The organism is Dorea sp. AGR2135, from assembly GCF_000420885.1.
Taxonomy (GTDB): domain Bacteria; phylum Bacillota; class Clostridia; order Lachnospirales; family Lachnospiraceae; genus Dorea; species Dorea formicigenerans.
Genome location: NZ_ATVU01000007.1, coordinates 68,289 through 87,513, shown reverse-complemented (window position 1 = coordinate 87,513; position 19,225 = coordinate 68,289). Strand labels below are relative to the sequence as shown.

At 40.6% G+C, this 19,225-nt stretch carries 16 protein-coding genes; all 16 read left to right on the top strand.

Translation table 11 applies throughout. From position 1 onward, the window contains the following. Nucleotides 1–29 precede the first annotated feature (29 nt). The 16 genes from G593_RS0106500 to G593_RS0106425 all read left to right on the top strand — a co-directional run bounded on the left by G593_RS0106500 (nt 30) and on the right by G593_RS0106425 (nt 19,042). Nucleotides 30–1,538: a sugar ABC transporter ATP-binding protein gene (locus tag G593_RS0106500; RefSeq protein WP_005339896.1), complete on the top strand. Its 1,509-nt coding sequence runs from the start codon at nt 30–32 to the stop codon at nt 1,536–1,538. Nucleotides 1,539–1,556: 18 nt separating this feature from the next. After that, a complete protein-coding gene (locus tag G593_RS0106495) occupies nt 1,557–3,209 on the top strand; it encodes a galactose/methyl galactoside ABC transporter permease MglC (protein WP_029731176.1) in 1,653 nt (550 codons plus the stop codon). A 248-nt stretch (nt 3,210–3,457) separates the two neighbouring features. Continuing rightward, the gene (locus G593_RS0106490; RefSeq protein ID WP_029731175.1) at nt 3,458–5,062 is read left to right on the top strand and encodes a response regulator; all 1,605 of its coding nucleotides are present in this window, start codon (nt 3,458–3,460) and stop codon (nt 5,060–5,062) included. Between the two features lie 5 nt (nt 5,063–5,067). After that, nucleotides 5,068–6,906 (top strand): cache domain-containing sensor histidine kinase, encoded by a 1,839-nt coding sequence (locus tag G593_RS0106485; protein ID WP_029731174.1) that lies wholly within the window; start codon nt 5,068–5,070, stop codon nt 6,904–6,906. Continuing rightward, nucleotides 6,893–7,891 (top strand): substrate-binding domain-containing protein, encoded by a 999-nt coding sequence (locus G593_RS0106480; RefSeq protein ID WP_029731173.1) that lies wholly within the window; start codon nt 6,893–6,895, stop codon nt 7,889–7,891. Before G593_RS0106485 ends, G593_RS0106480 begins: the two co-directional genes overlap by 14 nt. Beyond that, complete coding sequence (locus G593_RS0106475; protein ID WP_005339906.1) at nt 7,884–8,933, top strand: galactose ABC transporter substrate-binding protein; 1,050 nt, start codon at nt 7,884–7,886, stop codon at nt 8,931–8,933. Before G593_RS0106480 ends, G593_RS0106475 begins: the two co-directional genes overlap by 8 nt. A gap of 7 nt (nt 8,934–8,940) precedes the next feature. Beyond that, nucleotides 8,941–9,510 (top strand): DUF6553 family protein, encoded by a 570-nt coding sequence (locus G593_RS0106470; protein WP_029731172.1) that lies wholly within the window; start codon nt 8,941–8,943, stop codon nt 9,508–9,510. 137 nt (nt 9,511–9,647) lie between these two features. Then, on the top strand, nt 9,648–10,928 hold the full coding sequence (locus G593_RS0106465; RefSeq protein WP_081646502.1) for a galactokinase: 1,281 nt from the start codon (nt 9,648–9,650) through the stop codon (nt 10,926–10,928). 19 nt (nt 10,929–10,947) lie between these two features. Then, a complete protein-coding gene (galT, locus tag G593_RS0106460) occupies nt 10,948–12,444 on the top strand; it encodes a UDP-glucose--hexose-1-phosphate uridylyltransferase (protein WP_029731170.1) in 1,497 nt (498 codons plus the stop codon). 238 nt (nt 12,445–12,682) lie between these two features. Next, nucleotides 12,683–13,579, top strand: coding sequence for a DegV family protein (locus tag G593_RS0106455; protein ID WP_029731169.1), 897 nt, complete (start codon nt 12,683–12,685; stop codon nt 13,577–13,579). Nucleotides 13,580–13,740: 161 nt separating this feature from the next. Continuing rightward, on the top strand, nt 13,741–14,238 hold the full coding sequence (locus G593_RS0106450; protein ID WP_029731168.1) for an RNA polymerase sigma factor: 498 nt from the start codon (nt 13,741–13,743) through the stop codon (nt 14,236–14,238). Between the two features lie 11 nt (nt 14,239–14,249). Continuing rightward, a complete protein-coding gene (locus tag G593_RS19365) occupies nt 14,250–15,674 on the top strand; it encodes a DUF4367 domain-containing protein (protein ID WP_242827052.1) in 1,425 nt (474 codons plus the stop codon). A 313-nt stretch (nt 15,675–15,987) separates the two neighbouring features. Beyond that, nucleotides 15,988–16,647, top strand: a complete 660-nt coding sequence (locus tag G593_RS0106440; protein ID WP_029731166.1) for an amino acid ABC transporter permease — start codon at nt 15,988–15,990, stop codon at nt 16,645–16,647. Continuing rightward, the gene (locus G593_RS0106435) at nt 16,628–17,302 is read left to right on the top strand and encodes an amino acid ABC transporter permease (protein WP_029731165.1); all 675 of its coding nucleotides are present in this window, start codon (nt 16,628–16,630) and stop codon (nt 17,300–17,302) included. Before G593_RS0106440 ends, G593_RS0106435 begins: the two co-directional genes overlap by 20 nt. A gap of 6 nt (nt 17,303–17,308) precedes the next feature. Next, nucleotides 17,309–18,067: an amino acid ABC transporter ATP-binding protein gene (locus tag G593_RS0106430; protein ID WP_029731164.1), complete on the top strand. Its 759-nt coding sequence runs from the start codon at nt 17,309–17,311 to the stop codon at nt 18,065–18,067. 84 nt (nt 18,068–18,151) lie between these two features. Beyond that, a complete protein-coding gene (locus tag G593_RS0106425) occupies nt 18,152–19,042 on the top strand; it encodes a transporter substrate-binding domain-containing protein (protein ID WP_005339926.1) in 891 nt (296 codons plus the stop codon). The last annotated feature ends 183 nt before the right edge of the window (nt 19,043–19,225 follow it).

Here is a 19,225-nt window from a genome sequence, read left to right as displayed (position 1 = left end):
TTCTTTCGCTAAGAAAAGGAAGCAGGGCTATGACAGAGGATAAGAATAAATACATCTTATCGATTAAAGGTATGAGTAAGTCATTCGGCAGAAATAAGGTTCTAAAACATATTGACCTGAATGTCAAACCTGGAACCATTATGGGACTTATGGGTGAAAATGGTGCCGGAAAATCGACAATGATGAAATGTCTCTTTGGAACCTATCAGAAAGATGAGGGGACAATTATATTAGATGGCCGGGAAGTGAATTTTTCTGGGCCGAAAGATGCACTGGAAAATGGCGTAGCGATGGTACACCAGGAATTGAACCAGTGTCTGGAGAGAAGTGTTATCGACAATATGTTTCTTGGTCGATATCCAAAAAACTCTTTTGGAGTTGTTGATGAAGCAAGAATGAAAAAGGAAACATCAAATCTGTTCCGTCAACTTGGAATAACTGTGAACCTGACTCAGCCAATGAAGAAAATGTCTGTGTCACAGCGCCAGATGTGTGAAATCGCGAAAGCAATTTCATATCATTCTAAGGTGATTGTATTAGATGAGCCAACATCATCACTTACAGCACCAGAGGTAGAAAAGCTTTTCAAAATGATGCGTCAGTTGAAAGCACAGGGAATTTCACTGATTTATATTTCACACAAGATGGACGAGATTTTTGAAATTTGTGATGAAATATCAGTACTTCGAGATGGAAGTCTTGTTATGACTAAAGATAGTAAAGATACCGATATGAATGAGCTGATCGCAGCGATGGTTGGCCGTTCATTGGATAATAGATTTCCACCTGTAGATAATGAACCGGGAGAGAAAATTCTCTCTGTACAAAATATTTCAACAAAATATGCACCAAAGATTCAGAATGTATCCTTTGATATCAGAAAAGGAGAGATATTCGGATTTTATGGTCTGGTAGGAGCCGGACGTACGGAACTTCTGGAAACGATTTTTGGAATACGTACAAGAGCAGAAGGAAATGTAATTTATGATGGAAAAGTTATGAACTTTTCCTCCCCGAAAGATGCAATGGATCATGGATTTGCTCTGATTACAGAGGAAAGAAAAGCCAATGGTCTGTTCTTAAAAGGTGATATTACATTTAATACTACCATTGCCAATATGAGCCATTATAAGAGCGGCGTTGCATTGTCTCATGACAGAATGGTACGTGCGACCGCAGAAGAGATCAGAATCATGCATACAAAATGTATGGGACCGGATGACATGATCACAAGCCTTTCCGGAGGAAATCAGCAGAAAGTTATCTTCGGTAAATGGCTGGAGCGCTCACCGAGCGTATTCATGATGGATGATCCGACCCGAGGAATTGATGTAGGTGCAAAATACGAGATTTATGAACTGATTATCAATATGGCAAAGCAAGGAAAGACAATTATTGTAGTTTCTTCAGAGATGCCTGAAATTCTTGGAATTACGAATCGAATAGGCGTTATGTCAAATGGACGTCTGGCCGGAATCGTAAATACAAAAGAGACAGATCAGGAAGAATTATTGAGACTCAGTGCGAAATATTTGTAACAGAGAGGAGTATTAGATATGGCAGAGAACAACGTAATTATTTCGGCTGAAGAAGAAGCAAAGCTTTTAAAGCCGATTGACGAATATGTTGGTAAGATACAGGCTCAGATCGATGCACTTCGTGTAGAAGGATCTGACAAAGTCAATAGTTTAAAAAATCAGATTGCAATTGCAAAAGAGAATAAGAATTTAACAAAAGAGCAGCAGAACAAGATTATTGAGGAAAGCAAAAAACAACTGGAGAAAGCAAAAGCAACAGAGGCTGCAAATAAAGAGCAGATTACAAAGTTGATTGCAGATGCAGAAGGGTATCTTTCCAAGCATTACAGCAGTGAATACTATGACATTGTTGTCAAGAGCTGTGAAGCTGAGAAGAAAGCAGAAAACAGCAGCTTTGAAAAAACTAAAACACAGCTTCAGGAAGAGCATAAGAAAGCACTTGGAAGCCTGAAAGATGCGGAAGAGATCAAAGCAGAGAAGTATACATATAAGAATAAATTATATGATGCGCAGATGGCACATGAGTCCAGACTTCAGGAAATCAAGGACAGAAAACATGATGCATTTATGCATAAGTTCCATTTGATTGATCTTCTGAGAATGTCAAAATACACATTTGCTCAGAAGCAGGCACAGAAAATTGAAAATTACAAATATACATTCAATATGACACAGTTCCTGTATAAGAATGGTCTGTATATTGTAATTATCCTGATCTTTATTGCACTGTGTATCATTACACCAATTGTGAAAAATACACAGCTCTTTACAGCAACGAATATCCTGAATATCTTACAGCAGGCTTCACCGCGAATGTTCCTCGCACTTGGTGTTGCAGGCCTGATCCTCTTAACAGGTACCGACCTTTCTGTAGGACGTATGGTTGGTATGGGTATGGTTACAGCAACCATTATTATGCATAACGGAATTAACACCGGTGGTGTATTTGGTCACATTTTTGATTTTTCCAATATGGGAACAATTCCAAAATCATTATTAGCATTAGGTGTATGTATCATTCTTACAACCGTATTTGCTATGATCGCCGGATTCTTTATGGCAAGATTTAAGATGCATCCATTCATTTCAACAATGGCGAACATGTTGATCATCTTCGGTCTTGTTACATATGCAACAAAGGGAGTTTCTTTTGGAGCAATTGATCCGGCAATTCCGAATATCTTTATTCCAAAGGCAGGAAGATTCCCAATGATTATTTTATGGGCAATCATCGCAGTAGTTGTTGTATGGTTCATCTGGAACAAGACAACATTTGGAAAGAACCTTTATGCAGTCGGTGGAAACCCGGAGGCAGCAACCGTATCCGGTATTTCCGTATTCAAAGTAACAATGGGAGCATTTATCATGGCAGGTATTCTTTATGGATTTGGTTCCTGGCTCGAGTGTCTCCGAATGGTTGGATCTGGTAGTGCAGCTTATGGACAGGGCTGGGATATGGACGCTATTGCAGCCTGTGTAGTTGGTGGAGTTTCCTTTACTGGTGGTATCGGTAAGATTTCAGGAGTTGTAACTGGTGTATTGATCTTTACATCTCTGACATACTCTCTGACAATTCTTGGTATTGATACAAACCTTCAGTTTATCTTTGAAGGTATCATTATTCTGGCAGCCGTTACACTTGACTGTCTGAAATATGTACAGAAAAAATAATAGTTAAAAAAGGCTGTTTACGCAGGTAAACATAAAAGGTGAAAGCCGCCCTGCTCGTCTTATAGATGAAAGGGGCGGCTTTTATAATATAGCAGGAGTCTTAAGAAAATTCCTGCTATATTATAAAAGCCGCTGGCAGTTGTATAATGATTGTTTAGAATCCGGGAAATGTTTGATATAATGAATGGGGATTAAAAGTTCCCGATTTATGATAAAAAACTTGAAATAGGGACAAAAAGGGGATTAAGATGGAACGATATAAAGTAATTCTTGTGGATGATGAAGAAGAAGTCATTGATGTCATGGAAGCAAAGATCCGCTGGAATGAATTAGGGTTTGAAGTAGTAGGAAGCGCGACAAATGGAGTGAAGGCATTAGAATTGATAGAAAAGCTTCAGCCGGATGTCGTTTTAACAGATATCAAGATGCCTTATATGGATGGACTGGAACTGGCCAGAAGAGTGCGTGCGGATTATCCGAATATATACATTATGCTCTGTACCGGTTTTGATGAGTTTGAATATGCGAAGGAAGCAGTACATCTTGAAATCAAGGAATATATGTTAAAGCCAATCAATGCGGTGGAATTATCAGAATGTCTGACAAGGTTAAAAGATACGTTAGATAAAGAACGGGAAGAGAAGTTAAATGTAAAGAAACTGGAAGATTATTTCCAGGAAGCGCTCCCGGCATTAAAATCTAATTTTTTGATCTCACTGATTGAAGGAAGAGTGAGTGAAGAAGATTACAAGAGATTTCTGACAGCATATCAGATCGATATGAAGGGACCGCTTTTTTGCTGTGTTGTATTTCATACTTCGGCGAATCATGTACCGGAGGGAATGGATTCGCTGCTTTTGTCCATGTCGGTAGACCGGGAAATCAAGCAGAGACTGGCAGAAAAATGGAAGTGTCAGGAGTTTATCTATCTTGGTAATACAGTTTTAGTACTGGAAGTGGACACGGAGGAGAATCTTGTTCAGATTACCGATGAATGTGACAGGTTCTGTCGATGGGCCTATCGGATTATGGGAGCAGTTGTCACAGCAGGAGTAGGAACGACATGTGAAGGCCTTTATGATATCAGTACATCCTATGAAGGCGCCAGGGAAGCAGTTTCCTATAGAGTTTTGTATGGAACAAAGCGGGCAATCAATATTGGAGAAATCGTACCAAAAGAATCGAAAATCCAGACGCAGCAGGAAGAAGCGAGAATGCAGGAGCTATTTCGTGCTATTCATGTAGGCGATGAGGAAGAGATTGAGAAAGCGGCCAGAAAAGAGATTGAAAAACTTCATAAAAATGCAAAGACGATTGGACAGTACAACCTTGCTACCATGGAGATCGTAAGCGGCTACTTTAAATTCTGCTCCAATAATTCACTGGATTTTAATGAAATGTCCGGAAATGTACCGAATTTATATCAAAAAGTATCCCAGATGGATGAAAGTGCACTGACATCCTGGATCATAGGTATGTCGCTGAAAATCAGCGAACAGTTGAAAAATGCCAGAAACAGTACGTCAAGACGTCTTGTGACAGAGGCTCAGAATATTGTGAGAGAAAGATATATGGAGTCAGAGATCACACTTGACGATGTGTGTTCAGCACTTGGAGTTTCCAATTCATATTTTTCTTCTATATTCAAAAAGGAGATGGGAAAATCTTTTATTTCTTATCTGACCGATTACAGGATGGATATTGCGGCAGAGATGATGCTGAATACGACAGAAAAGAGTTATATCATTGCAGAAAAAGTGGGATATCTGGATGCAAATTATTTCAGCTATGTTTTTAAAAAGAGATTTGGGATGTCACCTTCGAAATATCGGAATGAACATTTAAAGAAATAATCCATATGAGGGGAAAAGAAAGCGTGAAGAAAAGAAAAGGCGGATTTAACATACAATCCATTATCATGTCTGTTCTTATGGCATCGACACTGATTACAATTACTGTAATGGGATTGCTGCTTTACCACAGATTCAAACTGGCAATGGATAATACCGCTGTATCGAATACGGAAGCAACGGTCGAAAGCAGCGTGGACCGGTTGAATTCTGATCTGTTAGATATCAGACAGATTTTTAATGCGGCTAACTACAATATTATTCAGGAATTTGATATTTCCAGTCAGAAATTTGCAAAGCAGTTCAGTCTGCTGTATGAGACGAATTCAGATAAGATACAGAGTATGGCATTGTATGGAAGTGACGGAAATCTTATTGCTTCAGAGCCGGTATCTTTAGAAAAAGAAAATGTAGAGATTAAAAACCAGGACTGGTATCAGAATGCGGAAAATGCGATTGAAAACATTCATTTTTCCATGCCTCATGTACAGAACTTGTTCCAGGACGGAACTTATCGGTATCATCGAGTCATTTCGCTCAGTCGTTCGGTTGATATTAACGACGGAGATAGACCGGGGAGCGGAGTGCTTCTGGTAGATATGAAATATTCTGTTGTTGAAAATGTTTTAAAGCAGATCAATGAGTCTTCGGACGGAGTTTACTATTATGTTTGCAATCGGGACGGGGAGCTTCTCTATCATCCAAGAAGAGCAGAGATAGACCGTGAATTATTCAAAGAGAACAGCCTTAAGGCAGCAGGATATGAGGATGGAGTCTATGAGATATCGTCTGGCAACGGTAAAGAAAATGTTATTGTCGGAAGTATTTCCTATACAGGCTGGAAACTGATCGGTGTGATACCGGAAAGTGTGCAGACAGCCAATATTAACAACTTCAGATATTATATTTTTACAACGATCATTATATTGATGATGCTGCTTTTGGAGGGAAACCGGTTAATTTCCCAGAAATTATCAAAGCCGCTCCGCGAGTTAGATGCTTCCGTGAAGGCTTATGAAGCCGGAGAAAAACCGGATATTTATATTGGAGGCTCTTTGGAAGTGCGACATCTTGGATATTCCGTGCAGAAATCATATGAACAGATTGAACAGTTGATGGAAGAAATTATGCGTCAGCAAAACGAGCGGAGAAAAAGTGAACTGGATGCGCTTCAGAGTCAGATCAATCCACATTTTCTTTATAATACGTTGGAATCTATTACCTGGATGGTAGAAGCACAGAAGAATCGAGAAGCGGTCATTATGATTTCTGAGCTTGCAAAACTGTTGAGAGTCAGCCTGTCAAGGGGCAAGACGATTATTCCAATCAAGGATGAGCTTCAGCATAGCCGTAGTTATATGAATATTCAACTGGTACGCTATAAAGAAAGATTTAAGATAGATTTTCAGATAGAGGAAGAACTTTATAATTACTGTATTGTAAAGCTGGTCATCCAGCCTATTTTGGAAAATGCGATCTATTACGGAGTCGGACATATGGATGAAGACGATGATGGAAGAATTGTAGTATCTGGGGAAAAGAAAGACAATGATATATACATTAGTATAGAAGATAATGGAATGGGAATGCGCAAAGAAGTGTTGGAAAATATTTTGACAGATAACAACAAAGTTCCAAAACATGGGTCAGGAGTCGGAGTGATTAATGTTCATTCCCGAATTAAACTGATGTTTGGTGAAGGATACGGACTTACTGTCTACAGTGAACCTGATGAAGGAACGAAAGTCGTTATTCACATTCCGGCAATCCTATACACAAAAGAAAATGCAGAAAAGCTGGAAATGCAAAAATACAGCCAGAGGGGGAAAGCATATGAAAAAGAATAAAATAACATTCTTTGCTATGGAATTGGTTCTTCTTGTATTGGCACTGTTTTTTGTGTGGAAGATTTTTATTCAGAACGTGCCGGAAAAAAGAGTAGCCGTAATACTTCCGGAATCCGGAGACCAGAGATGGGATTCTCTGATCAAAGGAATGAAGCAGTCGGCAAAAGAGAATCATATACATCTGGTCATTTGCAACACAGATGATATTGAAAATGCAGAAGCAGAAAAAGAAGCTATCGAAGAGCAGAAAAATAATCATATCGATGCATTTATTGTGCTTCCTGCACCTGGAACAGATACAAAAGAGATGTTGACAAAAGAATGTTCAGATGTTCCGGTTATTTTGGTCGTGGAAGATCTGTATACCGAAGACGCAGAAGCAACATCGAAGTTTTCGGTAGTCGCACCAGATTACTATGAGATGGGAAAATATATTGGCGGACAGATAAATTCAAGAAAACAGACCATAGGAATTGTTGTGGGAAGGAAAGATACGGAAGCGGCAGCCAGTGCAGTCCGCGGGCTTACGGATGCACTGGAAGGTTCCGACTGTCAGATCCTATGGCATTATTATCAGGAAAAAGACCAGGATGTCTGCGAGAAAGTGAAAGAACAGCCAAAAGTAGATACGCTGGTAGTGTTAGATCCCGGTGCATTAGATCAACTGGGAGACCAGTTTGAAGAAACGCAGGAGGAAACGCAGGAGGAAGCACAGGAAGAAACACAAGAACAGGGAGCAGGAACGAAGATTTATGGGATCGGAAGCAGTATGAAAGCAATTGCACTTCAGGATTACGGAAAGACACAAGGGCTTGTCGTACTGGATGGATATGAGATAGGATATAAAAGTGTAGAAGAAATTGCAAAGAAAATAAAAAACAGACTTTACAAAATGGAAAGCCACGAAACGGAAGTAAAGATTATGGATCAGGATACTAAGCTTTTAGATGACGAAATAGAAAGGTTTTTATATTCCTATGAGTAAAAAATGTAGAAAAAAAAGTGTCTGTGCAGTTGTTGTAATGGTAGCGATGCTGTGTATTTCCGGCTGTGGATCAGGAAAAATAAAATCTGATAAAGTGTTGCGTGTAGGTGTTGTAACATATACACAGGATGATCCTTTTATCAATGCATTGGCAGATAAGCTAAAAGAAAATCTGAAATCTATGGAAACAGAAGATATGAAGATTACCGTATCTGTAAAAAATGGAAATGATGATCAGCAGGATCAAAATGATATAGTGGAAGGGATGATTGATGCCGGTTGTGATGTTTTGTGCGTCAATCTGGTAGACAGAACTGCTCCGTCCCGGATCATCAGGCTGGCAAAACAGAATGACATCCCGATTATTTTCTTTAACAGGGAACTGGTCTGGGAGGATTTGATGCAGTGGGAAGACCTGTATTATGTAGGTTGTGACGCAGAACAATCTGGAGTGATGCAGGGAGAGATAGCGGCAGATTATATTAAAAATCATCCGGAAGTAGACAAGAATCAGGATGGTGAAATACAATATGTATTGTTGGAAGGAGAAGCTGGGCATCAGGATGCAATCAGCAGAACGGATTTCTCTGTAAAAACATTGATCGAGAAAGAGGTAAATCTGGAAAAATTAAGTTATCAGTTCGCAGATTGGAACCGGGGACAGGCCGAAAACCGAATGAACCGCCTGATCAGTCAGTATAAAGATGGAATTGAACTTGTCATTTCTAACAATGATGAAATGGCACTTGGAGCTGTGGAGGCATATCGAAAAGCCGGATATGAACAGGCAGAGTGGCCGGTCATTTTCGGTATTGATGGATTAGATGATGCATTGGAAGCAATAAAAGCTGGTGAAATGCAGGGGACAGTGTATAATGATAAAGAAGATCAGGCGTTGCAGATAGCGAAGCTAGCTGTAGAGATTTTTCGAGGAGAAGATGTGAACCGAAACAAGTTAAAAGAAGGCAGGTATTATGTTTCTGAGTATCAGCCGGTATACAGCAGTAATGTGGAAGATTTTATAAAACGACAGACGAGGTAAGAAGTGAATGGAAGCAGTATGGATCGAGACATTTTATCAGGAGACAGATGCGCCAAAAAGGCTGGAATTACTAAAACAGAATACAGAAAATGAATTAACGCAGGCGGATGTGTTCCGAAAAAAATTATGGGTCGCCAGATATGGAAAGAGAAAACCGACAAAAGATGCATTCGTAGGAAGCCTGATGGAACTGAAATGTCTGGCAGAAGGCACATCGTTAGATTTTGGCGGACAAAGAAGAAAACAGGCAGCAAAGATTATTAGTACATTATGTCTGGCAGATGCAGATTCTTTGGACGAAGAATTAAGAGAAAATCTTCTGCTGGAATTAAAAAATGTCTTTTTGAAATTTATGGAAGTCAGCAGAGACGGAAGAGGATTTACTTCACTTGTGTTTGGAATGGGACAGTTATCGGATGAGGGAGTTGTGAAAAAAATCGCGGAACAGATCAGCGCCATTGCATTTCAGGCACCCCATGCATTGCACATGGATAAAGAATTTGCCCTTCTACAGGAGGCGGCACTTCAGGCATTTCGTCAGGAATACCCGAACCGGGAACATTTTCTGAAAAAATAAGCATGTTAAATATATTAACATATAAATGATGCCAGGGTTGTGGGAGTGCAACGCACGTAACAATCCGTAGGCATCATAGTTGGGGCTTTTGACCCCAACATCATATAAAATCATATAGGAAAGGCAGGAACTATATTTTGAAAAAGTGGAATGAAGTATATCAGATGGTAAAAAATGGAGATTTGGATGCGTCACTTCTGAAGACCGGGTGTGAGAATCTGAAGGCAGCAAGAGAAAGAGCCATACATGTGATGGAAGGATTTAAGGAGAGCTTTGGAGCAACAGAAGATACGATGGTCGCACTTTGTTCTGCGCCTGGGCGTACAGAAATCTGTGGAAATCATACCGATCATCAGCATGGACGAGTGCTGGCGGCAGCAGTGAATCTGGATTTTCTGGCATGTGTCGCATTAAACGGAACGAGTGTTGTGCATTTTCAGTCAGAAGGCTGGCCAATGACAAGTGTTGATCTTGCTGATCTGGAAGTGAAGGAAGAAGAAAAAGAAACAACTGCTTCTCTGATAAGAGGCGTGCTGGCCAAGCTTCATAAAGCAGGATATCCGGTAGCAGGCTTTGATATGTATGTGACATCAACGGTATTGCCTGGATCCGGACTGTCTTCCTCCGCAGCGTGTGAGGTGCTGATTGGAACAACGGGAAATCATCTGTTTTGTCAGGACAAGTTTGATGCAGTAGAAATCGCAAAAATCGGTCAGGCAGCAGAAAATGAATATTTTGGGAAACCATGTGGATTGATGGATCAGACTGCTTCTTCCGTGGGAGATGCAGTAGCCATTGATTTTAAAGATCCGGCAAACCCGATAGTAAGATCCATCAATGCGGATCTTACAGGACTGGGACTTGCACTTTGTATCATCGACTGTGGTGCGGATCATGCAGCACTTACCAATGAATATGCGTCTATTCCGGAAGAAATGAGCAAAGTGGCAGCGCATTTTGGTAAAAAAGTACTTCGCGAAGTCAAAGAAGAAGATCTGCTGGCAGATCTGGCACAGGTCAGAAAAGAAGCAGGAGACAGGGCAGTTCTCAGGGCTTTACATTTCTATGCAGATGACAGAAGAGCAGCAGAGGAAGCAGATGCACTGGAGCGGAAAGATAAAGAGGCGTTTTTAAATCTTGTAAAAGAGTCCGGACGTTCTTCATGGGAACTTCTTCAGAATATTACACCGGCAGCAGCCATCACACATCAGGACATGGCAGTTGCATTGGCCGTGGCTGAGAAAGCGCTGAATGGAAAGGGTGCATGCCGCGTACATGGAGGTGGATTTGCCGGAACAATCCAGGCATTTGTCCCGGTGGAAGATGTGTGTGAATTTAAGAAAACGATGGAAACTATGTTGAGTGAAGGATGCTGTCATGTATTGAGTATCCGTCCAGCTGGTGGACTTATCCTTTAAAGAATGAGGGGGAAATGAGATGAATCGAAATGAAGCAATTACTGCGTTAGTGAATTATGCATTGGAGAAAGAGCTGATCGAGCAGGAAGAAAAAGTATGGGCAGTAAACCGGATCTTGGAGGTTATGCAGGCAGATTCTTTCTCATGGGAAGAGTCAGCAAAGGGAAAAGAAGCTGGTCTGACAGAGATACTGGACACATTGATCGATGATGCATATGAGCGTGGCGTACTGGAAGAAAATTCAGTCGTATACCGCGATCTTTTTGATACAAAACTCATGGGCAGCCTGACACCGCGACCGGTACAGGTGATGAAGAAGTTTCAACAATTTCAGGAAGAATCTTCCCAGAGGGCAACGGACTGGTATTATCAGTTCAGTCAGGACACGAATTATATCCGAAAGGACAGAGTTGCGAAAGATATCCGTTGGAAGACCGAGACAGAATATGGTGAGATTGACATTTCCATCAACCAGTCAAAACCGGAAAAAGATCCAAAAGCAATCGCAGCAGCAAGAAACCAACCAGCTTCCGATTATCCACGCTGCATGCTCTGCGAGGAGAATGTGGGATATGCCGGACGACTCAATTATCCGGCAAGACAGAATCACCGTATTGTACCAGTGATAATCAACAATACTGACTGGTATTTGCAGTATTCTCCATATGTATATTACAATGAACACTGCATCTGTTTTAATAAAGTGCATACACCGATGAAAATTGATAAAGCCTGCTTTGCGAAGTTATTAGATTTTGTAAGACAGTTCCCGCATTATTTTGTTGGTTCCAACGCAGATCTTCCGATTGTTGGAGGATCCATTCTGGCGCACGATCATTTCCAGGGCGGACATTATACATTTGCAATGGAACGCGCACCGATTGAGACGGAGATTTCTTTTGAAGGATACGAAGATGTAAAAGCAGGAATTGTAAAATGGCCAATGTCTGTTATTCGTTTAAATGCAAAAGAACCGGAAAGATTAATTAATCTTGCGGATAAAATTCTTGGAAGCTGGCGTGGGTATACAGATGAAGCAGCTATGATTCTTGCAGAGACAGATGGAGAACCTCACAATACAATCACCCCAATTGCCCGTCGCAGAGGAGAAGATTTTGAATTAGATCTGGTGCTTCGAAACAATCTGACAACGCCGGATCATCCGCTTGGAATTTATCATCCACATGAAGAGTTCCATCATATTAAGAAGGAAAATATCGGCCTGATTGAAGTTATGGGATTGGCAATTCTTCCGGGACGTCTGAAAAAAGAGCTGGAGGCAGTGGAAGAAAAACTCCTTTCCGGTGAGGATATGACAGAAGATCCGCTGACCAAGTCTCATGCAAAGTGGGCGGCAGATATTGCAGCGAACTACGAAATTACAGCAGAAAATGTAAAAGAAATCGTTCAGAAAGAGACTGGAATTGTCTTTTCAAAAGTTCTGGAACAGGCCGGAGTTTACAAACGGACACCAGAAGGAAAAGAAGCATTTTTAAGATTTATAAATCAAGTATAAAGTGACAAGAGATCCAAACTTAAAGCATATGGTTTAATTCTAAAATTTTAGAAAATTATTTGCCCAAAGCGTGTACATAATACTGCCTTTGTGTTATACTGTTTTACGTTTCTATAAGAAGTAGTATTAGAAACTATGTATTAGAATAATTCATTCTGTACCCCTGATATTTTCGGGGTATGCAAAGGAAATCAGAACAATATAGAATCGTAATTTCATGAGATGAGAGGTAGTAGTTATGCAAAAGAAAGTTCAGATCGTCAGTGACGGATCACTGGATCTTCCACAGGAAATCACAGATGCACATGATATAGAAGTCGTACCATTTTATGTATCATTTAACGGTGAGACTTATCAGAAAGAAATAGAAGAGATTGGAATTCGGGAATTTTATCAGGAAATGGTAGACCACCCGGATGTATTTCCAAAATCATCTATGCCGTCAGTGGATGATTTTTATCAGACATTTGTAAAAAGTTCAAAGGAAAATATTCCGGTGATCTGCATCTGTATTACGACAAAATTCAGTGGCTCCCTGCAATCTGCAACGGTTGCAAAAGAGATGGTAAAGGACGAATATCCAGAAGCCAGGATCACAGTGATTGATTCCACGGTCAATACCGTTCTTCAGGGACTTTATGTACTGGAGGCATGCAGAATGCGTGACATGGGATTGGATTATGAGGAAATCATTGAAAGAATCCTTCCTATCCGTGAGACCGGCCGGATCTTCTTTACAATCGGAAGCATTGATTATTTAAGGCATGGCGGACGAATCGGAAAACTTGCGGGGATAGCAGCAGGTGCACTGGGGATAAAACCGATGATCACATTGAAAGAAGGGGAAATCTTCAGTTCCGGACTTGCAAGAAACCGCATCAAATCCATGAAAAAGGTTGTGGAGATGACAAAAGATTATCTGAATGAAATCCATGCAAAACCAGGCGAGTACAGCTTCTGCATCGGCTATGGATATGATTATGAAGAGGCAGTCAAATTCCGGGAGATGTTAAAAAATCTCGTAAAAGAACGTCTCGGAATCGAAGAGATTGAAATCCGCCAGATCGGTGCAACGATCGGGGTACACACAGGACCATATCCAATAGGGGTTGGAATTATAAAAAAAGCAGAGTAGGCAGGGAAAATTTCATAATTCGTTATCACAAGATAGCTGTCCTGAAAATATTTACGATACAGGGCAGCTATTTTTTTTCATATTTTTCGGGATATTTTCTATCCATATGCGTCTAATCTATGTAAGAAAAATAAATCGGCCGATATAAAGGTGGTGTTAAAGTGACAAAAGAGCAATTGGGAGTACTGATTCTCGACTGCGAGAGGCAGTTATATTCTACAGCCAAGACAATCTTATACAGTGATCAGGACTGTGCTGATGCCATTCAAGATACGATTGTAAAGGCATTTTCCAAGATTCAAACATTGAAAAATGACAAATATGCCAGAACATGGCTGATTCGGATCCTGATCAATGAATGTTATACCATTTTGCGAAAATCCAGTAAACTGACTTCGTTGGATATGATGGATGAGCAGGCGAAGACAGAAAAAATAATGATGACAAAGGAAAAGGCTGATTACAGTGAATTGTACCAGGCAATCAATGCATTAAAAGAAGAATTGCGACTTCCGGTAATCCTGTATTATATCGAAGATTTTAATATCCGGGAAATCGCACAGATACTGGATATCACGGAAGGCGCAGTACAAAAACGACTTGCCAGGGCAAGGGGAAAACTTAGAATGAATTTGCAGGAAAGTGAGGCGGCGATATGAGGTTTGAAGATATGAAAAACAATATTCCAGAGACTCCGGATTTTATTCATGAAATGATACAAAATGAAGTAGACAGACAGCTTCAGGGAACTACAATTATACAGATTCCGAAGAAAAGGAAGAGATGGAACGGTGCAAGAGTGGCAGCGGCAGTAATGGTCTGCGTGCTGGCAACTTCCACAGCAGCTTATGCGGGTGTGAAAATGTACCGCATGTATGTGGAAAAACAGGGCGATTACAGTGTGAAGACAGGGATAACATCAGAAAATAAATTAGCAGATCTTCCGGCGCAGATTCACGATATTGATTTCAAGACCGGATATATTCCGGATGGCATGAAATGGGTAGACGAGTCACATCTGGAATATCCGCAAAGCAAACGTATGGGTGGATTTAGTTTTGCGTCCGTACTTTTGGACAATGATGATCTGAATCAGGCACTGGAAAATAAAAATGTTGTCGAGTCCGAGGAGAGAACATTTGGCAAATACGAAGGCGTATATCTGAAATATAATAATTTAAAGACTGAAAAAGGTACATTTGACCAAAGAATCTATCTCTTTTGCCCAGATAAATACCGTGTGATCACAATCTATATCGGAGATGATGTATCGAAAGATGATGCTGTGAAAGTAGCAGAAAATCTTGAGATTACAGAAAATGACAAGATGATGGAAACAGCGAAGATGTATACCTGGAGTGATGAGGTCAACCCGAACGTTGAGACCGGAGATGAAATGGTAACGTCTGTGTCTGAGGATAAATTAAAGGTGTACAAGATTGGCGAAGATTTTACATTATCTGTATCAGGAGAAGATAAAGACGGAAACAATATCGTAAATGATAAAATTTCTGCCCACGTAGATTCAGTTCAGACAGCGGATGATCTGAAGTTGCTTAACGGTGCAGACTTACCGGAAGAATGGGAAAATGTAATCGATTCCAACGGAAAACTTGTAAAGAATAAAGTTTCTTATATCAAATCCGGTGATGGTGTCAATACAGTAGATCAGGTCGTAAAGACAGAAAATGTAAATCAGAAACTTGTTTATGCAACAGTCACGTATACAAATAATTCAGATCAGGAAATCAAGCACATGTTGTATATCGGAAATCTGGCATTGATTCGTCATGAAAATGGTGAATACCATATTTATAATGCAATGGAACAGTCCGGTAACGGATATGACCGTGTGAGTTGGGACGGCGTGGCGCATACTGCAGAAATGACCTACAGTAGTGTGCGAGAAGATTATGGGAATGGTGGTAATTATATTTCGTCTCTGAAACCGGGCGAGAGTATTCAAGTCAACATGGCATGGATCGTCAATGAAGATAATCTGGCGGATATGTACCTGAATCTGGACGGTGAAGGCGGTGCCTATGATTTTAACGAAGGTATGCTGGAAGCAGGAGTTGTGGATATCAGAAAGTAGAAAAAAGCCGACACTTTGCGAAGAATGCAAAGTGTCGGCTTTTTTTTGTTTCTTGAAGATTCATAACTTATATAAGTTGGTATGCATATAATAGAATCAGGCAATGTTGATAAAAATATCTATGATGCCGGCAAAGCGTATCTTACTTTAAACTGCTATAGCCAACATCTATAGCTAGCTATTGATTATAGATTTGGAAAAAATCCAACATTTCATACAAAACCTATTGACTAACTAGGAAAAGAGTGATAACATTGCTTTCATGAAATCGAAAGGAGCAAGAGATTAAAAATCGTGAGAGAGGGGTAAGGCAATGAACTGGGATTTTATTATCAAATATTTGCCAATGTATGAACGAGCTGCCTTGTTGACTGTAAAACTTGGATTAGCCGGAGTTATCTGTGCGATTATCGTCGGACTGATCTGTGCAATCATCCAATATGAAAAAGTACCGGCCGCAAGACAAATTGTAGCGGTCTATATCGAACTCAGTCGAAATACACCACTGCTTGTACAATTATTTTTTATATATTATGGGCTTCCAAAGATTGGAATCCAGACAGATCCGCAGACATGTGGAATCGCAGGACTGACATTTCTTGGAGGAAGTTATATGGCAGAAGCGTTTCGAAGCGGACTGGAGACAGTCGCAGAGGTTCAGACAGAAAGTGCATTGAGCCTTGGCATGAACCGACTGCAGGTTATGCGGTACGTGGTACTGCCACAGGCATTTTCAATAAGTGTACCGGCCTTTATGGCAAATGTAATCTTTCTTTTGAAAGAAACGAGTGTCTTTAGTGCAGTCAGTCTTATGGACCTTATGTTTACCGCAAAAGACTTAATCGGACTTTATTACAAGACAACAGAAAGCCTGTTTTTACTGGTAGTCTTTTATCTGTTGATCTTACTTCCAATTTCGATATTGGGAAGTCTCTTGGAAAGGAGGCTGCGTTATGCCGGATTTGGGGATTAGTGTTTTATTAAAAGGACAGAACTTCATGCGAATGCTGGCAGGACTTGGAGTGGCACTGAAGATTAGCCTGATTTCCGTAGTCATAAGCATTCCACTTGGAATCGTACTGGGAGTTTTGATGACCTGGAAAAATCCAATTACCAAATCGATTCTTCGCATTTACCTGGAAATTGTACGAATCATGCCACAAATGGTACTGTTATTTCTCGTATTTTTCGGGACAACGCGAGCGTTTGGCTGGGACTTATCAGGAGAAAATGCATCAATTATAGTATTTACATTCTGGGGAGCAGCTGAAATGAGTGACCTGGTAAGAGGGGCGCTTATCAGTATACCGAAACATCAATATGAAAGCAGCGAGGCATTAGGATTGAGCAAAGTGCAGACTTATTGGTACATTATCATTCCGCAGACACTTCGCAGACTCATTCCACTATCCATCAATCTGATCACACGAATGATCAAAACTACAAGCCTGATCCTGATGATCGGTGTGGTGGAAGTGCTGAAAGTCTCACAGCAGATCATCGAGGCAAATCGAATGAGCAGTCCAAATGCTGCATTTGGCATTTATCTTGTAGTATTTTTATTATACTTTTTCGCATGCTGGCCAATCAGTATGCTTGCAAAGTATCTGGAAAGAAGATGGAGGTGATAGATTGTGGCAGAGACATTACTTACAGTAGAACATCTGATAAAAAAATATGGAGATCAAGTCATCTTAGATGATGTAAGTCTTGACGTAAAGAAAGGTGAAGTCATTGTGGTAGTTGGTCCAAGTGGCTGTGGAAAGAGTACATTACTTCGATGTATCAATGCCCTGGAGCCAATCCAGGGCGGCGTGGTCAAACTGGGAAGGGAGGTCATCGACCCGAAAAGCAAATCTCTGATCCGCCTCAGACAGAAAATAGGAATGGTGTTTCAAAGCTATGATTTGTTTCCACATCTGACTGTATTAGATAATATTTTACTGGCACCTACGAAAGTCCAAAAACGCTCAAAAGATGAAGTGAAAGAAGAAGCCATGAAGCTTCTTAGAAGAGTTGGACTGGAAGAAAAAGCCGGAAGTTATCCAAGAGAGCTTTCCGGAGGACAGAAGCAGCGAGTTGCAATTGTCCGTGCATTGTGCATGCACCCGGAAATCTTACTTTTCGATGAAGTAACAGCAGCACTTGACCCGGAAATGGTCCGTGAAGTGCTGGACGTAATCTTAGACCTGGCAGCGCAAGGCAGAACGATGATAATTGTTACCCATGAAATGCAGTTCGCCAGAGCTGTCGCAGACCGGATCATATTTCTGGAAGGCGGAAAAATACAAGAAGATGAAACACCAGATGAGTTTTTCGAACACCCGAAGACAGATCGGGCGAAGAAATTCTTGAATACATTTACATTTGAGTCTGTAAAGAGAGATATTTGAATCCATCTGTAACAGGAAATTTTTAGAAAAAGCAAGACTCATAAGAGTTTTGATATAAGAAATGAGACAAGGAGAGTTTGTATTATGAAAAATGGAAAACTGAAAAAATTAATTACACTGGCAACCGTAGTCGCAAGTACATTTGCACTTGTAGCATGCGGAAGCTCAAGCTCCGATGATTCTAAAGGAAGCGATTCCTCAGCAAAAAAAGATTCCGGAACTGTTTATCGTACATTAGATGAAATCAAAAAAGACGGAACAATCAATATCGGAGTATTTTCCGATAAGAATCCATTTGGATATGTTGATGAAAACGGTGAATATCAGGGATATGATGTATACTTCGCGAACAGAATCGGTAAAGATCTCGGTGTAAAAGTCAACTTTGTATCTACAGAAGCTGCAAACCGTATCGAGTATCTGCAGACAGGAAAAGTTGATCTGATCCTTGCAAACTTCACAGTCACAGACGAGCGTGCAGAAGAAGTAGACTTCGCACTTCCATACATGAACGTAGCACTTGGAGTTGTATCTCCGGACAGCAACGTTATCAAGAGCCTGGACAACTGGAACAGTAAAGACCAGATGATCGTCATCTCCGGAACAACAGCAGAGACTTACCTGACAGAGAATTATCCGGACATTCCACTTCAGAAATATGATTCCTACGCAACAGCAAAGAACGCTCTGGAAAATGGAAATGGTGTAGCATGGGCAAACGACAACACAGAGGTTATCGCATTTGCACTTCAGAACAAAGGTTACACAGTTGGAATCTCTGAACTTGGAAATAAAGACACCATTGCACCAGCAGTATCCAAAGGAAACGATACATTGCTTGATTGGGTAAATGAGGAAATCAAATCACTTGGTGATGAACAGTTCTTCCACAAAGATTACGAAGAGACACTTGTAGACACTTACGGAAAAGACTACGAAGAGGATCTGGTTGTAGAAGGTGGAGCAGTGAAATAAATCTTGACAGAGAATTATTCGTAGAAGATTGAAATTATTATGATGCCAGGGTCAAAAGGTCTAAATCCACATGAGCTTGCTCATAAGTGGATGAAAGACCTTGGGATCCGCCCCAATATGAGCCTAAAAGTGGGATGACAATCCCACGATATGCGAATAATTGGGAGGATTGTGGGAGTGCAA